Genomic DNA, 23611 nt, shown 5'->3' with positions numbered 1-23611 from the left:
GAAAGCTGCCGAGCGTTAGTCACCGCCACCCTCACACCATAACCAACGAACACGCCACATTTGAGTTACGCATCAATAAGTCAGGGCACCCACAGTCCAGGGAGCCTCTGAGGTTTCGCTACCCGCACCGCCACGCAAAACGAGGTTGGAAAAACCTCAGTGAAACTGCGGGGTCTTTGCGCAACGACTCATCGGTCGATCTCAGGCGCAGGTCACCAGATGATCCGGGTCAGATCAGCGCAGGACAGTTCGAGCGTCTCGAACGGCGCGCCGGGCCCGCGACCGGTCCACTGCACGGGCATGACTCCCGCCAGCGACCAGCAAACCAGCGGCGCGCGTTCCGGGCCGAGCATCGTGATCTCGCCGATCGACTTCTCCGGGCGGCTGCGCAGCCAATCCGACATCGCCGCGGCGCGGCCGGCCTGCGGGCGGCTGAGGACGACGACGCCGGTTCCGGCCTCCAGGCCCGCGCAGCTGGTGAACACGCCGAGGTCGCGATCACCGATGCGCACCTCGAAGAGGCCGTCGAGCCCGTCCGATCCCGTCATTCCGCGACCTGCGTCCGGTACGCCCAGCGGAACACCGGGAGGTTCGAGTCGCCGACCGCGCGGTAGTCCTCGGTCCGCTCGAAGTGGTCGTACCCGTTCAACCGCCGGATCTTGATCCGCTCGGCCAGATCCACCTCCGCGGCCGTCACCTGGGCCGGGATCCCGACCGGGCCGCCTTCCAGGATGACTTCCCCATCACCAGACACGTCGGTCTCCTCCTGCCGAACCGAGCAGATCACCGATGCAAACTGACTCAGATATGTTGTCCCACAACGAAGTCTGTCCACCGGGACGCATTTTCTCAATCACTGAGCGGGATTTTCACACCTGCGTGCGTGATCCTGCCCGGGACGGCGTGCCAGGGGTTCACACGGAATCGGGCACCTTCAGCCGCTCGTCGAGCACCGCGAGCACCTCCGCCTGGTGCTCGACCAGGTAGAAGTGCCCACCGGGGAAGACCCGCAGGTCCACTTCGGCGTCGGTGTGCTCCCGCCAGGCTTCGGCTTCCGCCAGGGTGACCTTCGGGTCGTCGTCGCCGAGCAGCACCGTGATCGGGCAGGCCACCTTCGCCCCGGGCTCGCCCTGGTAGGTCTCGGCCGCGCGGTAGTCACTGCGAACCGCGGGCAGGATCATGCGCAGCAGCTCCTCGTCGCCGAGCACGTCCGGAGCGGTCCCGCTCAGCTTCCGCAGGTCCGCGACGAGCCCGTCATCGTCGTGCAGGTGCACCCACTCGTCACGGTGCGTCGACGGTGCGCGGCGGCCGGACGCGATCAGCCGGATCGGCGCGACCTCCATGCGGCGCGCCACCTCGAAGCCCACCGCCGCGCCCATGCTGTGGCCGAAGAGCGCCAGCGGGCGATCCGCCCAGGGCCGCAGCTCGGCGGCGAGCCGGTCTGCGAGCTCGCCGATGTCGTCGATGCAGCGCTCCGCCAACCGGTCCTGACGCCCGGGATACTGCACCGACAGCACCTCGACCCGCGGCGCGAGCGCGCGGGACAGCGGGAAGTAGAAGCTGGCCGAGCCGCCCGCGTGCGGCAGCGCGACCAGGCGGACCCCGGCGTCGGGCGCAGGGTGGAAGCGGCGGATCCACAACTGGCCGCCGCGTGCTGGAACAGTCACCGTTCTTCCTCCGGTCAAAGCGGGATGTTGCCGTGGTGGCCGCGGCCGGCGGTGGCCTCGGCGAGCGCCGCGGCGACCCGGCGCCGGGTGTCCGCGGGATCGATCACCTCGTCCACCACGCCGATGTCAAGCGCGCGGCCGACGCCGCCGGCGAGGCGCTCGTGCTCGTCGACGAGCTCGGCCCGCAGCGCCATCCGCATGTCTTCATCGTCCACTGCGGACAGTTTCTTGCGGTGCAGGATCCCCACCGCCGCCTCGGTCCCCATCACCGCGACTTCGGCCTCCGGCCAAGCGAACACCGCGCTCGCACCCAGCGCTCGGGAATTCATCGCGATGTAGGCGCCGCCATATGCCTTCCGGGTCACCAGCGTCACCCGCGGCACCACTGATTCGGCGAAGGCGTAGAGCAACTTGGCGCCGCGGCGCACCACGCCGGCCCATTCCTGGTCCACGCCGGGCAGGTAGCCGGGCACGTCGACGATGACCAGCAGCTGCACGCCGAACGAGTCGCACATCCGCACGAACCTCGCCGCCTTCTCCGCCGACGACGAATCAAGGCAGCCGCCCTTGCGCAACGGGTTGTTCGCGACGACGCCCACGGTGCGCCCGCCGAGCCGGCCCAGGCCGGTGACCACGTTGGGCGCCCACTTCTGCTGCAACTCGTCGAAACCGCTGGCGGCATCGAGGATCTCGCGCACCAGCGGGTGCACGTCGTAGGCGCGGTTGGCGGCTGCCGGCAGCAACGCCCGCAGATCCTTGCGCTCCGCCACGGCACGCAGGTCGAAAGCACCCTGCTGGGCGAGGAGGCCGGTGATCCGACGAGCCCTGGTGCAGGCGTCCGCCTCCGAGTCGGCCAGCACGTGCGCGACGCCCGACTTCTGCCCGTGCGCCGCGGGGCCGCCGAGCCCGGCCATGTCGACCTGCTCACCGGTGACGCTGCGCACCACGTCCGGCCCGGTGACGAACAGCCGCCCGTCGGCCACCATGATCACCACATCGGTCAGCGCCGGCCCGTACGCCGCGGCACCGGCCGCCGGCCCGAGCACGACCGAGATCTGCGGCACCCGACCGGAAGCGCGGATCATCGCGGCGAACATCTGGCCTACGCCGTCCATCGACTCCACGCCCTCGGCGAGCTTCGCACCGCCGGAATGCCACAGCCCGATCACCGGGCACCGGTCCCGGACGGCGCGGTCGATGGCATCGACGATGCGCCGCGCCCCGTCCGCACCCAGCGCGCCGCCCATCCTGGTGGCATCCGTGCAGTACGCGATCACCCGGGCACCGTCGACCCGCCCCGCCACCGCGGCCACCCCGCTGTCGTCCGGCGGGTGCAGCGGGGTGGCGGAATCGCCGTCGAGCAGCAGCGCCAGCCGCGCGACCGGTAGGCGGGGATCCGGGGCTCGTTCGGCGATCAGCCGCGGTGCGGCGGTGGCAGTCAACTTCTACCTCCCGGCTTCGGCGAATCGTTGACCCGATCGGTCCTGCCGCCGGGGATTCCGGCGAGGCACGAGCAGAACCCGCGGTTTCAACCGGAACCGCACCGGACTTCGCGAGGTGATCGGCGCCCGCCCCATCTTCGGGCATCGGGCACCGCCTCGCCGTGCGAATGCGGGCAAGCCCGCGAGCGGCGGTGAAAGGAAAAACCTCTTCACCGCAACAGGAAATACCGTGGCGAGATCGTCTGCGGCGGCTCGCGTCCGGAATCCCGACTACCGCGAGACGCCGGAACTCGTTCGCGCCACCGGGAAATAGGTCCACCACCACCGATGGGGTCGGCACCCGCACGATGGTGGGCAGCGGTGTCACGGTTCCAGCACGAGCTTGCCGCGCGTCCGCCGGCCGAGCATGTCCTCGTGCGCCCGCCGCGCCTGGCCGAGCGGGTACACGCCGCCGATCTCCGGACGCAGCCGGCCGGCGGCGGTGAGGGCGAACAGCTCCGCCAGCGGCTCCCGGAACTTCCCGGGCAACGAGATCACCTGCGGCAGCCAGAACCCACCGACCGCAACGGTGCGCTCGATGACCTGCGCCGTCGCGATCGGGCCGGGCAGCACGTGGGACGCCACGCCGTAGGTGACGATCCGCCCGAGCGGCGCGAGCGCGTCCAGCGCCGCGTCGAAGACCGCCCCGCCGGTGGCGTCGAAGATGATGTCCACCGGCCGCCCGGCGTTGGCCTCGACGACCCGGTCGCGATATCCCGCGGCCGCGCCGTCCACGGCGACGTCGGCGCCGACGGCCATCGCGAAAGCCCGCTTGTCGGGGCTCGACGCCGCGGCCACCACGCGGCCCGCCCCGAACAGCTTCGCCAGCTGGACCAGCAGCGATCCCACCCCGCCCGCGGCCGCGTTCACCACCACCGACTCGCCGGGGACGATCCGCGCGCAGGTGCGCAGCAGGTGCCAGGCCGACAGGCCCTGGACGCCGAGCGCGACGGCCTGGTGGTCGTCGACGCCGTCCGGGACCTCGGCGACGAACGGGGAGGACGTGACGACCAGCTCGGCGTACCCGCCGCCGTCCATCATGGCGAGGACGCGCCGCCCGTCGGCGGTGCGGCCGACCACCTCACCGCCCGGGACGTAGGGCAGCTCGACCGGCTTGAGATAGGAATTCGCCGTGCACATGGTGTCCATGTAGTTGACGCCGGCGGCGCTGACCCGGATGGCCACCGCACCGCTGCCGGATGCCGGATCCGGCACTTCTTCCTGTACGAGCACTTCCGGCCCGCCGTACCGGGAAATCTGGATGGCGCGCACCGCATCTCCAAGCGCTGTGCTGCGATCACGGACCACCCAGGACTACCACACGGCCCCCCGCTGGGCGCACCAGAAAGGATCATCTCATCGAAAGGCTGAAAACCATTGCACAGCAACAATATATGAAGCGATCTCGGCATCGTCATTGCGAACCGTAACCGCCCTTCCGGGCAGGACAACGAAGACGAGTGAGCTGCCTTCTCGATCGGGCATGATCGGTCGAGAAACCTTCTTGGGTGGCTTAGAAATGGGGCGGATCTCCCGCAACCACCCCGGAAGGAGCCCCTCCCATGAAGGCCCAGACCCCCAGCAACGCGCCCCGGCCGAACGAGAAGGCCGCGCCGCTGATCGGCCGTCGGGGCAAGTGGGTGTTGGCGAGCCTCTCCGCCGGCCTGCTGGCCGCCGGAACGCTGGTGGTCTCGAGCGGCCCGACCGCGCTGTCCGCGGCGACCGCCGACGAACCGGTGCACGGCGAATCGTGCAGCGGCACCGCGACGCTGAAGATCACGCCGGGCCTCAAGCGGACCGAGCAGGAGATCACCTTCAGCTACGTCGAGGGCGGGCACAGCGGGCGGTGCGTCTCCACCCTGCCGATCACCGGCACGAAGGCCCACGAGGTCGAGGTCAAGGGCAAGGGCGACTGCGAGTCCGCGATCGTGTGGGTGAAGGACCGCGTGCGCTGGACCACCCAGGACCAGTCCGAGCGCACCAGCGTGATGGAGTTCGTGAGCACGTTCCAGATCGCCGGGGACGTCATCATCGAGCGGTCGGTGGGCCGGGTCACCGAAGGTGAGCTCAAGGGCCACATCATCGAGAACAACACCATCGGCCGGATCGACCCGGCGAAGTGCGACTCCCCGGAAGGCCTCACCGAGATCACCCTGACGGGTCTGTACAACACCAGCCTCGGCTGAGCACCTGCGCCCGGCCCCCGGAACCCGCGTGTTGAACGAGCCGACAGGGAGTTCACTTGGTACCCGGATCTGACCGCGCAGGAATAGGAGATCGTTCGGCCGCCGATGACGGGATCGCCGTCATCGGCTCCGCATGTCGGCTCCCGAAGGCAGCGGACATGCGCGCGTTGTGGCGGCTGCTGCGGGACGGCGGCAGCGCGATCGCCGACGCACCCGCCGACCGCTGCGGCCCCGATGCGTCCGGGGCCACCCGCCGGGGCGGGTTCCTCGATCGCGTCGACGGCTTCGACGCCGACTTCTTCGGCATCTCGCCGCGCGAGGCCCGCGCGATGGATCCCCAGCAGCGGCTGGTCCTGGAACTGGCCTGGGAGGCGCTCGAAGACGCCGGGCTCGTCGCGGACCGGATCCGGGGCGGCCGGGCCGGCGTGTTCCTCGGGTGCGCGGCCGACGACTACGCGACCCTGCTGCACCGCCGCGCGCCGCGGGCGATCGGCCGGCACACCTCGACCGGCTTGCAGCGCGGCATCATCGCGAATCGCGTGTCGTACGCCCTGGGGCTGCGCGGCCCGAGCATGGTCGTCGACAGCGCGCAGTCGTCGTCGCTGGTGGCCGTGCACCTCGCCTGCGAGAACCTGCGGTCCGGGGAGACCGAACTGGCGCTGGCGGGCGGCGTGAACCTCATCCTCGCGCCGGAGAGCTCCGAGTGCGTGGAGGAGTTCGGCGGCCTGTCGCCCGACGGCCGCTGCTACACCTTCGACGCCCGCGCCAACGGATACGTGCGCGGCGAAGGCGGCGGCGTGGTCGTCCTCAAGCCGCTGGCGCGGGCGGTGGCCGACGGCGACCCGATCTACTGCGTGATCCGCGGCGGAGCGGTCAACAACGACGGCGCGAGCAACGGCCTGACGGTGCCCGATTCGTTGGCACAGCGGGAAGTCATCCGCTCGGCGTACGCGGCGTCCGGTGTGGACCCGGCAGAGGTGCAGTACGTCGAGCTGCACGGCACGGGCACGAAGGTGGGCGATCCGGTGGAGGCCGCGGCGCTCGGTGCGGCGCTGGGCGCCGTCCGGCCGCCCGGCTCTCCCCTGCCGGTCGGCTCCGCGAAGACGAATGTCGGGCACCTGGAGGGCGCGGCGGGCATCGTCGGCCTGCTCAAGGTGGCGCTGGCCATCCGGCACCGCATGCTGCCGCCGAGCCTCAACTTCGAGACGCCGAATCCCGTTATTCCGCTGGATTCCCTGAACCTGGCGGTCCAGCGGGAACTCGGGCCGTGGCCCCGGCCGGACCGGCCGCTGACGGCGGGCGCGAGCTCCTTCGGCATGGGCGGCACGAACTGCCACCTCGTCGTGACGGAGCCACCCGCCGCGGAGACCGGCGAGCCCAGCGACATCACGGGCACCGTGCCCTGGCTGGTCTCGGGGAAGACCCCGGAAGCGCTGTGCGCGCAAGCGGCCCGGCTGCACGCACACCTCCGCGAGCACCGGGAGTGGTCTCCGTCCGACGTGGCGTGGTCCCTGGCGACCACGCGGAGCCAGCACGCGCATCGCGCCGCGATCCTCGGCCGCGACGAAGAAGAGCTGCTCGCCAGACTGGAAGAACTCGCGCGGGGCGGCGAAGGTCCGGGGCTCGTGCGCGGCGTGGCGACGAGCGGCAGCAGCGTCGCGATGCTGTTCTCCGGGCAGGGCAGCCAACGAGCCGGCATGGGACGCGAACTCCACCACGCCTTTCCCGAATTCGCCGAAGCATGGGACGAGGTGTGCGAGCACGTCGATCCGCTGCTCGGCCTGGACCGCCCGCTCACCGAGGTCGTCTTCGCGGGCAGCCAGGACGCCCTGAACGAGACGCTCATCGCGCAGCCCGCCCTGTTCGCGCTCCAGGTCGCGCTGTTCCGGCTGTTCGAGGCGCACGGCATCGGCGCCGACTTCCTCATCGGCCACTCCGTGGGCGAGCTGAGCGCGGCACACGTCTCCGGCATCCTCACCTTGCCCGACGCGGCGACGCTGCTCGCCGCCCGCGCGCGCCTCATGCAGTCGCTGCCCGCCTCCGGCGTCATGGCCGCCGTGCAGGCGGCCGAAGCCGAACTCACCCGGTCCCACCCCGAACTCGCCGACCCGGCGAGCGGCGTGGCCATCGCGGCGCTCAACGCGCCGGACAGCACGGTGATCTCCGGCGAGCCCGAGCCGGTGGACGCGATCCTGGGGCATTGGCGCCAGGCAGGCCGTCACGTCCGGCGGCTGCGCACCAGCCGTGCCTTCCACTCACCGCACTGCGACGCGATCCTCGACGAGTTCGAGTCGACCGCGGCGCGGCTCACCTACCACCGGCCGGGCATCCCGATCATCTCCACCCTGACCGGCGATCGCAGCGATGCGATCACGACGCCGGGCTACTGGGTGCGCCAGCTGCGCGATCCCGTCCGGTTCCACCCGGCGCTGGCCTGGCTCCACCGCAACCACGAAGCGACCCACCACCTGGAACTCGGCCCGGGTACGACCCTCACGACGCTCGCGCGCGAGGTGCCTGGCGACATCCCGGCCATCCCGGCGCTGCACCCGGATCTTCCGGCATCCGAGAGCGTGCTGACCTGCCTCGCCCGCGCGCACGCGACCGGCGTTCCCGTCGACTGGACGGCTCTGCTGCCCGCAGGCCGGCGGATCGACCTGCCGACCTACGCCTTCCAGCGGCGGCGGTACTGGCTGGACGAGGAGGCGACCGACGACGAGGCGGTCACGGCGCCCGAGACCAAGAGCGAGCTGGACCCGCTGGAGCTCGTGCGCTCTCAAGCCGCCGTCATCCTGGGGCATTCCTCGCCCGAGGACGTCGAACCGCGACGCACGCTCCGCGAGCTCGGCTTCGACTCGCTCGGGACGGTGGAGCTGCGCGACCGCCTCTCCGCCGCCACCGGGCTCCGGCTGACGACCGCGGCGCTCTACAGCTACCCGACGCCCGTCGAACTGGCCGATCACCTGCGCGCGGAGCTCGCCGGGGCCGGGGGTGGGGAGCCGACCGCGGTCAGCACGTCGGTCGGCGATGAGCCGATCGCGATCGTCGGCATGGCCTGCCGCCTGCCCGGTGGCACGCGGTCGCCGGAGGACCTGTGGCGGCTCGTCACCTCCGGTGCGGACGCGATCTCCGGGTTCCCCACCGATCGCGGCTGGGACCTGAACGCCCTCTTCGACCCGGATCCGGACGCGGCCGGCAAGTCCTACGCCCGGCAGGGCGGATTCCTGCACGACGCGGCGGCCTTCGATCCGGCCTTCTTCGGCATCAGCCCGCGCGAAGCGCTGGCGATGGACCCCCAGCAGCGGCTGCTGCTGGAAACGTCGTGGGAGGCGCTGGAGCGCGCCGGGATCGATCCGGCGGCGCTGCGCGGCACGTCGACCGGGACGTTCGTCGGCGCGACCGCACAGGACTACGGGCCTCGCCTGGACCAGTCCGGCGAGGGGCATGCGCTGACCGGCACCACGCCGAGCATCCTGTCCGGGCGGATCGCCTACTCCCTGGGCTTGCACGGCCCGGCGGTCACAGTGGACACCGCGTGCTCGTCGTCGCTGGTGGCGATGCACCTGGCCTGCGAATCGCTGCGGTCGGGCGAGTCGGGCCTGGCGCTGGCCGGCGGGGTGACCGTGATGGCCACGCCCGGCATGTTCATCGAGTTCAGCCGCCAGCGCGGGCTCGCCCAGGACGGCCGCTGCAAGGCGTTCTCCGCCGACGCCGACGGAACCAGCTGGGCCGAAGGCGTCGGCGTGGTGGTGTTGGAGCGCCTGTCGGAGGCCGTGCGCAACGGCCACCGGGTCCTGGCGGTGATCCGGGGAAGCGCGATCAACCAGGACGGCGCCAGCAACGGCCTGACCGCGCCGAGCGGACTTGCCCAGGAGCGGGTGATCCTGCGGGCCTTGGCCAACGCCGGGCTCACGCCCGCCGACATCGACGCCGTGGAAGCCCACGGCACGGGCACGGCGTTGGGCGATCCGATCGAAGCCCAAGCACTGCTCGCCACCTACGGCAAGCACCACAGCCCCGAACGGCCGGTGTGGCTGGGATCGCTGAAGTCCAACATCGGCCACACCCAAGCGGCTGCCGGTGTCGCGGGCGTCATCAAGATGGTGCAGGCGCTCCACCACGAAGACCTGCCCGCCACGCTGCACGCCGGCGAGCCGTCTCCCCACGTCGACTGGAGCAGCGGCGCCGTCGCACTGCTCGATCAACCCCGTCCGTGGCGCGAGGGCGAACGGCCGCGTCGCGCCGCCGTCTCGTCGTTCGGCATCTCCGGCACCAACGCACACCTCATCCTCGAACAGCCACCTGCCTCGGAGTCCACAACAGCCACCCCGATCTCGACCGCGGATTCAGTCGCCGTGCCGTGGGTGATCTCCGCGAAAACGCCGGAAGCTCTTGCCTCGCAAGCAGAACGCCTATTCTCCCACCTCGACGACCGGGACGACTGGACGCCTGTCGAGGTGAGCCGATCGCTGGTCGCCACCCGCACCGCCTTCGCACACCGGGCTGCGATCGTCGGCACCGGCCGCGAGGAATTGTTGGCTGGTTTGGAAACCCTCGCCCGTTCCGAGGACGCTTCGGACATCGTGCGAGGCATCGCCGCAGATCAGCCGAGCCTCGCCATGCTGCTGTCCGGCCAGGGAAGCCAGCGACCCGGCATGGGCCGTGGGCTGCACGAGGCGTTCCCGGTGTTCGCCCGCGCCTGGGACGAAGCATGCGCGCACCTGGACCCGCTGCTGGGCCTGGACCGACCGCTCACCGACATCGTGTTCCACGGCGACGACGCCGAGGTGGAACAAACGCTGGTCGCTCAGCCTGCGCTGTTCGCGCTGCAGGTCGCGTCGTTCCGGCTGTTCGAACACCACGGCATCGTGCCGGACCACCTCATCGGCCATTCCGTCGGCGAGCTCACCGCCGCGCACCTCGCCGGGGTGTTCTCCCTGCCCGACGCCGCCGCCCTGCTCGCGGGGCGGGCCCGGTTGATGCAGGCCCTCCCCGCGCACGGGGTCATGGCCGGGATCCAGGCAGCGGAGCAGGAACTCCTCGACGCGCACCCCGAACTCCTCGACCCGCGCAGCGGCGTCTCGATCGCCGCGGTCAACGCCCCGCAGTCGACCGTCGTCTCCGGTGATCCCGACGCCGTCCACGCCATCGGCGAGCACTGGCGCGGTCAGGGCCGCACCGTCCGGGACCTGCACACCAGCCGCGCTTTCCACTCGCCGCACTGCGAGCCGCTGCTCGACGAGCTCGAACGCATCGCCCGCGAGCTGACCTTCCACCCGCCGAAGATCCCGATCATCTCCACCGTCACCGGGACCGTCACCGGGACCGTCACCGACGAGCTCACCACCCCGGCCTACTGGGCACGCCAGGTACGTCGGCCGGTCCGCTTCGCGCCCGCCCTCGCCTGGCTCCACGAGCACCACAACGTCACCCATCATCTGGAGCTCGGGCCCGACGCGACCCTCACCACCCTCGCGCGCACCACGCACGACACACCGGGCCACCCCGCCTTGCGCGCCGGTACCGACGACGCGACCGCCTACGTCACCGCCCTCGCCGGTGCCCACGCCACGGGCCTCCCGGTCCGCTGGCCCGCGCTCCTCCCGCCGAGCCGGACCATCGACCTCCCCACCTACGCCTTCCAGCACCAGCGGTACTGGCTGAACGTGGAACGGCCGGCCGGACGCCCCGAGGTGCTGGGGCTGGCGAGCACCGGGCACCCGCTGCTCGCCGCACGCGTCGACATGCCGCAGACCGGCGAGACGGTCTTCACCGGGCGGATCTCACTCGAAACGCAGCCTTGGCTGGCCGACCACGTCGTCCAGGACACCGTGCTGCTCCCAGGCACCGCGCTACTCGACATGACGTTGCACGCGGCCGCGCAACTCGACTGCGCCGTCGCAGAACTCACCCTCCACACGCCGCTCGCGCTGCCCGCCCACGGGCACCTCGCGCTGCGCCTGGCGATCGCGCCGGAGAGCGAGTCCGGAAATCGCGATGTCACCATCCACTCCCGCGAGTCGGCCGACGACGAAGCCCAGGACTGGGTCCAGCACGCTGCGGGTGTTCTGAGCGTCGACGCGCAACGTCCTCGCGGTGACTTTCCTGAGACCACACCGCCGGAGCACGCCACGCCGGTGGATCTGTCCGATGCGTACGACATCTTCGGCGACCACGGCCTCGACTACGGGCCCGCGTTCCAGGGGCTCCGAGCCCTGTGGGAGGACGGCGACGACCTGTACGCCGAGGTCACCTTGCCCGAAGAGACCGGCGCAGGCGGCTGGGCGATCCACCCCGCACTCCTCGATCCGGCGGTCCAGGCGGCCCTGCTGCCGCGGCTCGGCGACTCCCACGACGCGCTCCTTCCCTTCTCCTGGAGCGGAATCCGGCTCCACCAGCGGGGCGCGCAGCGCCTCCGGGTCGGCATCCGGCCGGTCGGTTCCGGCACGATCCGCATCGCCGCCGCGGACGAGACCGGCGATCCCGTGGCCGAGGTCGAGGCCCTGACCCTGCGGCCGGCCGCGGCCACCGGCGGCCGGGACGCCGAGCTGCTCCGTCTGAAGTGGACGCAGCTGAACGCGGATCTGCACGCGGAGAGCGGCGATCCGCGCCCCGATGTGGTGCTGGCCGACTTCCGCGCGATCGATCCGTCCGAGGACGTCCCGGCGTCCGTTGCGCGAGTCACCCGGGAAGCGCTGGACCAGGTGCAGAGCTGGTTGTCGGACGGGGCGGAGACGCGTCTGGCGCTGGTGACGCGGGGCGCGGTGGCGGTGCAGCCGGGAGAGGTTCCGGACCTGGTCACCGGCCCGCTGTGGGGCCTGCTGCGGGTGGCGCAGAACGAGCACCCCGACCGGATCCTGCTCGTCGATGCCGACGCGCACACCGATCACGACGGGCTGCGGCAAGTCGTCGGCGCTGCCCTGCGCCAGGGTGAGTCGCAGATCGCGGTGCGCGGCGATTCGGTGTTCGTGCCCCGGCTGACGCGCACCCAGGAGGTCCTCACCCCGCCCGAGGGCCGCGCGTGGCGGCTGGACGTGACCCACCGCGGCAGCATCGACAACCTGCATCTCGCGGCATTCGAGGAGCCCGAGGAGCCGCTTTCGGCTGGTCAGGTCAGGGTTGCGGTGCGGGCCGTCGGGCTGAACTTCCGCGATGTGCTCAACGCCCTCGGCATGTACCCCGGCACCCCGCCGCTGGGCATCGAGGTCGCCGGTGTCGTCACCGAGGCCGCCTCCGATGTCGATCGTCTGTCGGTCGGCGACCGGGTGGCGGGCATGCTGCCCGGCGCGATGGGTCCGCTCGCGGTCGGCGATCACCGGGTGTTCGCCCGCGTACCGCAGGACTGGACGTTCGCCCAGGCCGCCGCCACGCCCGCGGTGTTCCTCACCGCGTACCACGCGCTCCACCACCTCGCACGGGTCCAGCCCGGGCAGCGCGTGCTCGTGCACGCCGCAGCAGGCGGTGTCGGCATGGCCGCCATCCAGCTTCTCCAGCACTACGGCGCCGACATCTACGCCACCGCCCACCCCAGCAAATGGGCAACCCTGCGAGAACTCGGCATCCCCGCAGATCACATCGGGTCCTCCCGTACACCGGACTTCGCCACACAGTTCCCCTCAGTCGACGTCGTCCTGAACTCCCTCACAGGCGAACTCCTCGACGCCTCACTGGAACTGCTCAAACCAAGTGGACACTTCGTCGAACTCGGCAAGACCGACCCCCGCGACCCCGCCGAACACCCCGGGCTGCACTACCACGCCTTCGACCTCACCGAGGCCGACCCCGACCACCTCCAGGCCATGCTCGGCGACCTCGCCCGCCTGTTCGCCAGCGGTGCCCTGGCTCCGTTGCCGGTGACCGCGTGGGACATCCGGCAAGCTCCAGACGCCTTTCGGCACCTCAGCAATGCCCGCCACACCGGCAAACTCGCACTCACCATCCCCACCCCATCCAAACCCCACGGCACCATCCTCATCACCGGCGGCACCGGCTCCCTCGGCAGCGTCCTCGCCCGACACCTCGCCGCACAACACCCCGCGCACCTCCTCCTGGCCAGCCGCCAAGGCCCAGCCGCACCGGGGGCGGCACAGCTCCGCGACGAGCTGCGAGCCCTCGGGGTGGACGTCAGCATCACGGCCTGCGACTTCACCGATTCCGTTGCCGTGCAACGACTTCTCGACACCATCCCGGCCGACCGGCCGCTCACCGGGGTCGTCCACGCCGCCGGCGCCCTCCACGACGCCCCGGTGCACGCGCTCACCGCCGAGCAGCTCGCCGCGGTGCTGAACTCCAAAGTGGACTCTTCCTGGAACCTGCACCACGCCACGCAGCAGCACGATCTCGCGTTCTTCGCCCTGTACTCCTCCGCCGCCGCACTGCTCGGCAACCCCGGCCAGGCCAACTACGCCGCCGCCAACACCTTCCTCGACGCCCTCGCCCAACACCGCCACGCCCAAGGGCTTCCCGCGCATTCGCTCGCCTGGGGCCCGTGGAGCACCGACCGCGGCATGACGCAGCACCTCACCCGCGGCGAGCGGGAGCGCATGGCGGATATCGGGATGCACTTCCTCGATCCGGGCGAGGCCCTCCGCCTGTTCGACCAAGCCGGCGGCAGCCCGGACCCGTACCTGGTGCCGCTCCGCCTCGACAACAAGAGCCGGCCGGTCGCGTTGCTGAGCGACCTGACTCCCGGCCGAACCCGAACGCGGCGGGCAGCGGCACCGTCGTCGTTGGCCGGTCGTTTGGCAGCCGTTCCCGAGGCGCAGCGCCACCGCGTGGTGCTGGAGCTCGTCCAAGCCCACGCCGCTGCGGTTCTGGGTCACTCCGATCCGGCGAGCATCGACTCGCGGTCGAGCTTCAAGAGCCTGGGATTCGACTCGTTGACCTCGGTGGAGCTGCGGAACCGGCTCGCCGCCGCCACCGGGCTTTCCCTGCCGCCCGGGCTGATCTTCGACCACCCCACGCCCTGGGCGCTGTCCGACCGGCTGTGCACCCTCCTGCTGGCCGATCGCCCGAAGGCCCGGTCCGGTCCGAGGACGACGCGGCGCGCCGACGACGAGCCGATCGCCATCGTCGGCATGGCCTGCCGGCTTCCCGGCAGCGTGCATTCGCCGGACGAGCTGTGGCAGCTGGTCGCGTCCGGTGCCGACGTCATCTCCGGCTTCCCCACCAACCGCGGCTGGAACCTGGACGACCTCTTCGACCCCGACCCCGACGCGTCGGGGAAGTCGTACGCGCGCCATGGCGGGTTCCTGCACGACGCCGACCAGTTCGACCCGGCGTTCTTCGGCATCAGCCCGCGCGAAGCGCTCGCCATGGACCCCCAGCAGCGGCTCCTGCTGGAAACCACTTGGGAAGTCCTGGAAAACGCGGGAATCGACCCCGACGAACTGCGCGGCAGCCCGACGGGCGTTTTCGTCGGAGCGATCCCGCAGGACTACGGGGCACGACTGCACAACGCGGCGAAGGACGTGGAAGGGCACGTCCTGACCGGCACGACCTCCAGCGCGATCTCGGGGCGCGTGGCGTATCTGCTGGGCTTGGAAGGCCCGGCGGTGACCGTGGACACCGCGTGCTCGTCGTCGCTGGTGGCGATGCACCTGGCCTGCCAGTCGCTGCGGTCGGGCGAGTCGGGCCTGGCGCTGGCCGGCGGGGTGACCGTGATGGCCACGCCCGGCATGTTCATCGAGTTCAGCCGCCAGCGCGGGCTCGCCCAGGACGGCCGCTGCAAGGCGTTCTCCGCCGACGCCGACGGCACGAGCTGGGCCGAAGGCGCCGGGGTCGTAGCGCTGGAACGCCTCTCCGATGCGCAGCGCAACGGTCACCGCGTTCTCGCCGTGATCCGGGGTAGCGCGGTGAACCAGGACGGCGCGAGCAACGGACTCACCGCACCCAACGGACCGTCGCAGGAACGCGTCATCCTGCAAGCACTGGCCAACTCCGGACTCACCCCCGCCGACATCGACGCCGTCGAAGCACACGGCACGGGGACATCGCTGGGCGACCCCATCGAAGCCCAAGCACTGCTGGCCACCTACGGCCAGCACCACACCGCCGAACGACCGGTGTGGCTCGGGTCGCTGAAATCCAACATCGGCCACACCCAAGCCGCCGCCGGAGTCGCAGGCGTCATCAAGATGATCCAGGCCCTCCACCACAACCAGCTGCCCGCCACACTCCACGCCGACCAACCATCGACCCACATCGACTGGAGCAGCGGCACTCTCGCGCTGCTCACCGAACCCCAGCCCTGGCCCGAAGCCGACCATCCGCGCCGCGCCGCCGTCTCCTCCTTCGGCGTCTCCGGCACCAACGCACATCTCATCCTCGAACAGGCACCACCAGAAGAGTCCACACAGGACAATCGTCCTGCGGAGATCGTCGTCGGTACTGGTGATCGGGTTCCGTGGGTGGTCTCCGCCAGGACGCCCGAGGCCCTCGCGGCGCAAGCAGCACGGCTGCACGACCACTTGGCGCGGGACTCCGGTTGGACACCTTCGAACGTGGCGTGGTCGCTGGCCACCACCCGTGCCGCGCTCGAACACCGAGCAGTGATCCTCGGGCGCGACAAGGACGAGCTGCTGAACGAGCTGCACGCCTGTGCCCGCGGCGAGGTCTCCCCCCGGATCATGCAGCGCACCGGCCCCATGACGCCGGACCCGGACCGCGTGGTGCTGGTCTTCCCCGGACAGGGCGGCCAATGGCCCGGCATGGGCCGCGAACTGCTCGACACCAGCCCGGTGTTCGCCGCCGCCATGACCGAATGCGACCAAGCGTTGTCGAGATATCAGGACTGGTCGGTGACCGACCTGCTCCGCAACGGCGACGCCTTGGACCGGGTCGATGTCATCCAACCCGCGCTGTTCGCCGTCATGGTCTCCCTGACCCGGGTCTGGCAATCCCTTGGGGTCCGGCCCGCCGCCGTCGTCGGCCACTCCCAAGGAGAAATCGCCGCCGCGCACATCGCCGGCGCGCTCGACCTCGACCAAGCCGCACGCGTCGTCGCCCTGCGATCCCAACTCATCCGCACCCACCTCGCCGGACACGGCAGCATGCTCTCCACCGCGCTGTCCGTCGACGACCTCCAGCCCCATCTCGACCAGCGGGTCTCGATCGCCGCGATCAACAGCCCCACCGCCACGGTGCTCTCCGGCGACACCGACGCCATCCACAGCCTCCACGCCACGCTCACCGACCGAGGTGTGCGATCCCGCGTGCTACCGGTGGACTACGCCTCCCACAGCCACCACGTCGAAACCCTCCGACAGCCACTGCTGGAACAACTCGCCGGACTCACCCCGAAAGCCGCCGAAATCCCGTTCCACTCCACCGTCACCGGCGAGGCGCACGACACCACCGGACTCGACGCCGAGTACTGGTACACCAACCTCGCCACCACCGTCGAATTCCACCGCACCATCACGCGGCTGAACGCCTCCGGGCACCACACCTACCTCGAACCCAGCCCGCACCCCACGCTGACGCACCACATCAACACCATCGCCGCCGACGCGACCAGCGCGACCACGCTGCACCGCGACCACCCCGGCCGGGACACGCTCCTCGCCAACGCCGCGCACCTCTGGGCCAACGGCACACCCATCGCATGGCAGGCCGTCCTGCCCGCCAGCGAGCGCATCGCCCTCCCCACCTATCCCTTCCAGCGCGAACGGTTCTGGCTCGCACCGACCACCACCCGCATGGCGGAGAGCGAGGGCACCCGCCGCCCCAAGGGCGATACGACATCGACCGCCAAGCTCCGCCAGGAGCTCGCCCGGATTCCCGCGCACCAACGGCACACCCACCTCGTCGACCACGTCATCCGGCACGCCGCCGCCGTCCTCGACTACGCCGATCCCGACTCGATCCCCACCCACCACACGTTCCAGCAGATCGGCTACGACTCCGTCACGGCGATCCAGCTCCGCAACCAACTCGCCGCCACCACCCGGCTCTCCCTCCCCGCCACCCTCGTCTACGACCACCCCACGCCCACCCAGCTCGCGGACCACCTGCTGGAACTGCTGCTGGGCGAGCCGAGCGCCCGGTCCACACCGGACTCCGCGCCGGTCGACGAGCGCGAGCCGATCGCGGTCGTCGGCATGGCGTGCCGGCTGCCGGGCGGTGTCGCATCGCCGGACCAGCTCTGGGACCTGGTCGCCTCCGCCACGGACGCGATCTCGGACTTCCCGGCGAACCGCGGCTGGGACCTCCAGCGCCTCTTCCACCCCGATCCCGACAACCCGGGGACGACGTACTGCCGGCAGGGCGGATTCCTGCTGGACGCGGCGGAGTTCGATCCGGCGTTCTTCGGCATCAGCCCGCGCGAGGCGCTCGCCATGGATCCCCAGCAGCGCCTGCTCCTCGAAACCACGTGGGAAGCGATCGAGAACGCCGGAATCGATCCAGCAACGCTCCGCGGCACCGCCACTGGCACTTTCGTTGGTGCGACCGCGCAGGACTACGGTCCGCCGCTGCACCAGGTGGCGCCGGATTCCTCCGGGCACGCGCTCACGGGCACGACGCCGAGCGTCATGTCGGGGCGGGTCGCCTACACCCTCGGGCTGGAAGGCCCAGCGGTCACAGTGGACACCGCCTGCTCGTCGTCGCTGGTGGCGATGCACCTCGCCTGCCAGTCGCTGCGCTCCGGCGAGGCGAGACTGGCGCTGGCCGGCGGGGTGACGATCATGGCGGCTCCGGGCATCTTCCTTGAGTTCAGCCGGCAACGGGGCCTGGCGCGGGATGGCCGCTGCAAGGCGTTTTCCGCCGACGCCGACGGCACCACCTGGTCGGAAGGCGTCGGGGTCGTGATGCTGGAGCGGCTCTCGGACGCGCAGCGCAACGGTCACCGCGTTCTCGCCGTGATCCGCGGCAGTGCGATCAACCAGGACGGCGCCAGCAACGGACTGACCGCGCCCAACGGACCATCGCAGGAACGCGTCATCCGGCAGGCGCTCGCCAACGCCGGGCTCGCACCCGCCGACATCGACGCCGTCGAAGCCCACGGCACCGGGACATCGCTGGGCGACCCCATCGAAGCCCAAGCACTACTGGCCACCTACGGACAGCACCACACCGCCGAGAAGCCCCTGCTGCTGGGGTCGTTGAAGTCCAACATCGGCCACACCCAAGCCGCCGCCGGAGTCGCAGGCGTCATCAAGATGATCCAGGCCCTCCGGCACGACCAGCTGCCCGCCACGCTCCACGCCGACGAACCCTCAAACCACGTCGACTGGAGCAGCGGCGCGCTCGCGCTGCTCACGGAGTCCCGGTCTTGGCCGGAAGGCGACCGGCCGCGCCGGGCCGCGGTCTCGTCCTTCGGCGTTTCCGGCACCAACGCGCACCTCATCCTCGAACAGGCACCACCGAACGAGTCCACAAGGGACATCACGGACTCGGTTCAGGTCCCGTGGATGATCTCCGCGAAGACACCGGACGCCCTGGCAGCGCAAGCACAGCGGCTGCACGCCCAGCTCCACGAACGGGACGACTGGACGCCCGCCGAGGTCGCCTGGTCACTGGCCACCACCCGGGCAGCCTTCGAACACCGCGCCGCGATCCTGGGCGCCGACCGCGAGGAATTGCTGACAGGGCTGGATGATCTGGCCCGTGGCCGGGACACGGACGGGATCATCCGCGGTTTGGCGACGACCCGCCGCAACCACGTGGCGATGCTGCTGTCCGGGCAAGGCAGCCAACGCCCCGGCATGGGACACGGCCTACACGAGGCGTTCCCCGTGTTCGCCGAAGCCTGGGACGAAGCATGCGCACACCTCGACCCGCTACTCGGACTGGACCGGCCACTCACCGACATCGTCTTCCACGGCACCCCCGACGAAGTCGAAGACACACTGATCGCACAGCCAGCGCTGTTCGCACTGCAGATCGCCCTGTTCCGACTACTCGAACACCACGGGATCCGGCCCGACTACCTCATCGGCCACTCCATCGGCGAACTCACCGCCGCCCACCTCGCAGGCGTACTCACGTTGCCTGACGCAGCGCGCCTGCTGGCCGCGCGGGCTCAGCTGATGCGCAGCCTGCCCAGCACCGGGGTCATGGCGAGCATCCAGGCCGGCGAAGACGAGCTCGCCGCTGCCCACCCGGAACTCCTCGCCCCGGACAGCGGCGTGTCCATCGCCGCGATCAACACCCCGCAGTCCACCGTGATCTCCGGCGACCCCAGACCGGTGCGGGCCATCACCGATCACTGGCGGGATCAAGGCCGCACCACCCGGGAATTGCACACCAGCCGCGCCTTCCACTCGCCCCACTGCGAGCCGCTGATCGACGCGCTCGAACAGACAGCCCAGGCGCTGACCTTCCACCCGCCGACGATCCCGATCATCTCCACCGTCACCGGGACGACCACCGACGACATCGCGACACCGGCCTACTGGGCCCGGCAGATCCGGCGGGCCGTCCGGTTCCACCCCGCGCTCACCTGGCTGCACCAGAACCACACCGTCACGCACCACATCGAGCTCGGGCCGGACACCACGCTCTCCACCCTCGCCCGGACCACCCAGGACGCGCCCAGCCACGCCACCCTCAAACCCGGCACGGACGACACCACCGCGTACCTCGCGGCCCTGACCTGCGCGCACACCACCGGACTCAGCCCGCGCTGGGCCACTCTCCTGCGCCCGGCCCGGACCTTCGACCTGCCCACCTACGCCTTCCAGCGCCAGCGGTACTGGCTCAGCCCGACGGCTTCCGCCGGAAGGCCCGAGATGCTCGGGCTGGAGAGCAGCGGGCACCCGCTGCTGTCCGCGCGCACCGATGTCCCCGACACCGGCGAGGTGATCTTCACCGGGCGCGTCTCGCTCGACGACCACCCCTGGCTCGCCGACCACGTCGTCCAGGGCGCCGTCCTGCTGCCCGGCACCGCGTTCCTCGACATGGCGCTCCACGTCGCCACCGAGCTCGGGCATCAGCTGGACGACCTCACCGTCCTCACACCCCTCGAACTCCGGGAGCACGGCCACATCGCGCTCCACGTGACCGCCACGGCCGTTGACGACGACGGCCGGCGGAGCCTGTCGATCCATTCACGCGGCGAGGGCGAGTCGTGGACCCGCCACGCGACCGCCACCGCCAGCAGCGCCGAGGGCGAGGACGCCCCGGACCTGACGGTCTGGCCTCCGGAGGGTGCGGTCGCCGTCGACGTCGGCGATCTGTACGACGTGCTCGCCGGGCAGGGCTTCGATTACGGCCCGGCGTTCCGCGGCCTGCACTCCGCGTGGCGGCTCGGCGACGACATCTACGCCGAGGTCGCATTGCCCGACGAGAACAGCGCGCAGGGCTGGACGGTCCATCCCGCGCTACTCGACGCCGCGCAGCACGCCGCCGTCATCGGCGACGACCGGGGCGACGGCCGAACCCGACTGGTCTTCTCCTGGGCGAATGTCCGCCTCCGCCTCGCCGGTTCCTCGCGGCTTCGCGTCCGGCTGCGCCACACCGGCGAGGACACCATGGCGCTCGCCGTGGCCGACCACACCGGGCGTCCGGTGGCGACCATCGGGTCGTTGACCCTTCGGCGGTCGACCGGCGGGCGCAGCGGCGAGCTGTTCCACGTCGACTGGGTGCCGCACTCCGCCGAACCCGGCGACGCGGCCCCCGGGGCGCTGGTGCTCGACTACCGGTCGCCTGCGGGCAGCGGGTCCGTTCCGTCCCGGGTGGCGAGCCTGGCGCAGGAGGTCCTGGGGCGGGTGCAGGAGTGGCTGTCGGATCCGGAGCAGTCGGCGACCCACCTGGTGGCGGTGACCCGAGGCGCCGTGGCGGTGCACCCGGGTGAGACGCCGGACCTGGTCACGGGGCCGTTGTGGGGCCTGCTGCGGGTGGCCCAGAACGAGCACCCGGATCGCATCCTGCTCGTCGACACCGACGATCTTTCCCAGCAGGACGTGCCGGATCTGCTGCGGAGGGCCATCGCCTCGGGCTCGTGGCAGCTCGCGCTGCGGGGAGGTGCGATGTTCGCACCCCACTTGAGCCGCGCCGATTCCCGGCAGGAGCTGACGCCGCCCGACAGCGGTGCTTGGCGGCTGGACGTCACCGAGCGCGGCAGCATCGACAACCTCCACCTCGCGGCATTCGAGGAAGCCGAGGAGCCGCTCGCGGCCGGTCAGGTCCGGGTCGCCGTTCGGGCCGTCGGCGTGAACTTCCGCGACGTCCTCAACACCCTCGGCATGTACCCCGGCACTCCGCCGCTGGGCATCGAGGGCGCCGGGGTGATCACCGACGTCGCCGGGGATGTCGGTGACTTGTCGGTCGGCGACCGGGTGTGGGGCGTCCTGCCCGGCGCGATGGGCCCGCTCGCGATCACCGACCACCGGCTCCTGGCGCCGGTGCCCGACGGGTGGAGCTTCGCCCAGGCCGCCACCGCTCCTGCGGTCTTCCTCACCACCTACCACGCCCTCCACCACCTGGTGGGAGTCCAACCAGGACAGAAGGTCCTCGTGCACGCCGCAGCAGGCGGTGTCGGCATGGCCGCCATCCAACTGCTCCAGCACTACGGCGCCGACATCTACGCCACCGCCCACCCCACCAAATGGGCAACCCTACGAGAACTCGGCATCCCCGCAGATCACATCGCCTCCTCCCGCACACCGGACTTCGCCACGCAATTCCCCTCAGTCGACGTCGTCCTCAACTCACTCACCGGAGAACTCCTCGACGCCTCGCTGGAACTACTCACACCCGGCGGATACTTCATCGAGCTCGGCAAGACCGACCCCCGAGATCCCGCCGAACACCCCGGGCTGCACTACCACACCTTCGACCTCACCGAAGTCGACCCGGCCCACCTGCAGACCATGCTCGCCGATCTCACCGCTCTGTTCGATCAACGCCGCCTGACTCCGCTGCCGCTGACCACGTGGGACATCCGCCGAGCCCCGGAAGCCTTCCGGCACCTCAGCAACGCCCGCCACACCGGCAAACTCGCGCTCACCATCCCCACCGCACCCGATCCGCGCGGCACCATCCTCATCACCGGCGGCACCGGCTCCCTCGGCAGCGTCGTGGCCCGGCACCTGGCCACCCGCTACCCCGGCTGCCACCTCCTGCTCGCCGGCCGCCAAGGCCCGGCCGCGTCCAACGCCGAGAGCCTCCGCGGCGAGCTGACCGCGCTCGGAGCCGCCGTCACCATCGCGGCCTGCGATGTCACCGATGCCCGCCAACTCACCGAGCTGGTCGACGGCATCCCCGCCGAGCGGCCGCTGACCGGCGTCGTCCACACCGCAGGCGTCCTCCGCGACGCACCAGTGCACGCGCTCACCGCCGATCAGCTCACCTTGGTCTTGCAATCCAAAGTGGACTCCGCCTGGAACCTGCATCACGCCACGCAGCAGCACGATCTCGCGTTCTTCGCCCTCTACTCCTCCGCCGCCGGATTCCTCGGCAACCCCGGCCAGGCCAACTACGCCGCCGCCAACACCTTCCTCGACGTCTTCGTCCGATACCGCCGCGTCCAAGGGCTTCCCGCGCACTCGCTCGCGTGGGGCCCCTGGAACACCGGCGACGGCATGACGCAGCACCTCACGCATGCCGACCAGCAACGCATGGCGAACAGCGGCGCCTTGCCGTTCGAGCCGGAGGACGGGATCCGCCTGTTCGAGGAGGCACTCGGCAGTTCCGAGTCGATGCTGCTGCCCATCAAGCTCGACCCGAGGGCGCTCCGGCGCCAGCAGATCCCCGCGTCGCTCGCCGGCCGAATCCCCGAGCAGCGCAGGGAGGCGCAGCCGCGGAACACCGAGCCGCTCACCGCCCTGCTGCAGGGGATGCCCGAGCAGCACCAGCACCGCACCGTGCTGGAAGTCGTCCGGATGCACGCCGCCGCCGTTCTCGGGCACACCGGCTTCGACGACATCCCCGCCGATCGCCCGTTCCTGGAGCTCGGTTTCGACTCGCTCACCTCGGTGGAGCTGCGCAACCGGCTCGCCACCGCGACCGACCTGCGGCTGCCCACCACCCTCGTCTTCGAGCACCCGACGCCGCACAAGATGGCCGCGCACCTGCGCGCCGAGCTGATCGACGGGGATGGCGACGCCACGTCCGTGCTGTCCGCGCTCAGCCATCTCGAAGACGTCCTGGCGACGATCCCCTTGCACGCCGATTCGCGGAACGAGGTCGTGGCGAGGCTGACCGCGCTGCTCGGGACGCACCACGGCGAACGCGGCACCGCCGACGACTCGATCGACTCGGCGTCCGACGAGGAGATCTTCGAACTCATCGACCGCGACCTCGAACAGTCCTGACCCGAGCGCCCCGAAGGAGG

At 71.0% G+C, this 23611-nt stretch carries 7 protein-coding genes; 2 read left to right on the top strand and 5 right to left on the bottom strand.

Annotated elements, in window-relative coordinates; all coding sequences use genetic code 11:
- Positions 1 to 212 precede the first annotated feature (212 nt).
- The 5 genes from AC07FN_RS30905 to AC07FN_RS30885 form a co-directional block, all read right to left on the bottom strand.
- Entirely contained in the window at positions 213 to 548 is a 336-nt protein-coding gene (locus AC07FN_RS30905; RefSeq protein WP_478398773.1) for a hypothetical protein, read from the bottom strand.
- Entirely contained in the window at positions 545 to 754 is a 210-nt protein-coding gene (locus AC07FN_RS30900) for a DUF5988 family protein (protein WP_478398772.1), read from the bottom strand. Before AC07FN_RS30900 ends, AC07FN_RS30905 begins: the two co-directional genes overlap by 4 nt.
- Positions 755 to 914: 160 nt before the next feature.
- Positions 915 to 1667 (bottom strand): thioesterase II family protein, encoded by a 753-nt coding sequence (locus AC07FN_RS30895; protein WP_478398771.1) that lies wholly within the window; start codon positions 1665 to 1667, stop codon positions 915 to 917.
- Between the two features lie 14 nt (positions 1668 to 1681).
- On the bottom strand, positions 1682 to 3109 hold the full coding sequence (locus AC07FN_RS30890) for an acyl-CoA carboxylase subunit beta (protein ID WP_478398770.1): 1428 nt from the start codon (positions 3107 to 3109) through the stop codon (positions 1682 to 1684).
- Positions 3110 to 3472: 363 nt separating this feature from the next.
- Positions 3473 to 4420, bottom strand: coding sequence for a quinone oxidoreductase family protein (locus AC07FN_RS30885; protein ID WP_478398769.1), 948 nt, complete (start codon positions 4418 to 4420; stop codon positions 3473 to 3475).
- A 290-nt stretch (positions 4421 to 4710) separates the two neighbouring features.
- Between AC07FN_RS30885 and AC07FN_RS30880 the strand changes: the two genes are divergently transcribed.
- Positions 4711 to 5334, top strand: coding sequence for a hypothetical protein (locus AC07FN_RS30880; RefSeq protein ID WP_478398768.1), 624 nt, complete (start codon positions 4711 to 4713; stop codon positions 5332 to 5334).
- Between the two features lie 113 nt (positions 5335 to 5447).
- A complete protein-coding gene (locus tag AC07FN_RS30875; protein WP_478398774.1) occupies positions 5448 to 23591 on the top strand; it encodes a type I polyketide synthase in 18144 nt (6047 codons plus the stop codon).
- The last annotated feature ends 20 nt before the right edge of the window (positions 23592 to 23611 follow it).

The sequence above is a fragment of the Saccharopolyspora sp. NPDC045941 genome, from assembly GCF_056431445.1.
The sequence above is the reverse complement of the archived record's forward strand: the minus strand, read 5'-3'. Positions and strand labels throughout refer to the sequence as shown.